General features: G+C 70.0%; 1 protein-coding gene. It reads right to left on the bottom strand.

The genetic code is table 11. The features are described 5' to 3' along the window. Positions 1 to 1,085 (bottom strand): HNH endonuclease signature motif containing protein (locus tag A5791_RS13725; protein ID WP_067237271.1); only part of this gene is annotated, 1,085 nt, incomplete at both ends.

Below are 1,085 nucleotides of genomic sequence, written 5' to 3'. Positions count from 1 at the left end.
GGTGGTGGTTGGGGTTGGAAGGGTTCATACCACCACCAGTCGGCGCGCTCCCCGGTGGGCCCGGCACAGGGCGGGACCGCGGGCGGGGGTTGAGTTGGTGGGCGGGCGAGCGATCCTGCGCTTAGTGGTCGACCGGAGCTGTCGGTGACGATGAGGTCGTCAGCGGGGCCGGTGATGGTGATGCCGCCGCGATGGTGCAACCGATGATGATACGGACAGACCAGTACCAGATTGGCCAGCTCGGTTGCCCCGCCGTCTTCCCAGTGCCGGATGTGGTGGGCGTGCAGGCCCCGGGTGGCCCCACAGCCGGGAACCGCGCACGTGGGATGGCGGTGCTCGAGCGCGCGGCGCAGCCGCCGGTTGATCAGGCGGGTCGCGCGCCCGGCGCCGATCACCTCGCCATCGCGTTCGAACCACACTTCACCGATGGCATCGCAGGTCAGATAGCGGCGCTGCGCGTCGGTGAGCACCGGACCCAGATGCAGCGCCGCTACCCGCTGCCGCACATCGAGATGCATGACCACGGTGGTGTGCTGCCCGTGGGGACGGCGGGTCGCCTCGGCGTCCCACCCCGCCTCGACCAGACGCAGGAACGCGTCGATGGTGGTCGGCAACGCAGGCCGTTGATCCGATCCGCCCCCGACATCGCCGTGATCGAGCTTCCACTGCACCATCAACGCATCAAGATGAGACTGCAGTGCGGCGTCGAACTTCGCCGCCTCGTCGTGGGGAAGTTTGATCCGCCACGACGTGGACTGCTCGTCGCCGGTCTTGGTGATCGAGCGCTGCGGCTCGGGGCACGGATCGGGTTCGGGCCGCGGTTCGAGCTTGACCGCGGTGCGCAACTGAGTGACCGTGGCAACCCGGGCCAGCTCGGCATAGTGCTCATCAGATCCCTCGCCGGCCCGCGCCGCAATCACCCCAACCTGATCCAGCGACAGCCGCCCCTCCCGCATACCCGCCGCGCAGCGCGGAAACGCCGCCAGCCGGCCCGCGACGGTGGCGATCGTCTGCGCGTTCGCCGGCGAACAGCCGAGCTTCCAGGCCACCAACGCCGGCACCGACCGCGCGCCCGTGGCCCCGCA

Source organism: Mycobacterium sp. 852002-51163_SCH5372311, from assembly GCF_001667115.1.
Classification (GTDB): Bacteria; Actinomycetota; Actinomycetes; order Mycobacteriales; family Mycobacteriaceae; genus Mycobacterium.
Note: the sequence above shows the minus strand (reverse complement) of the source record. Positions and strands in the feature narration are given on the sequence as shown.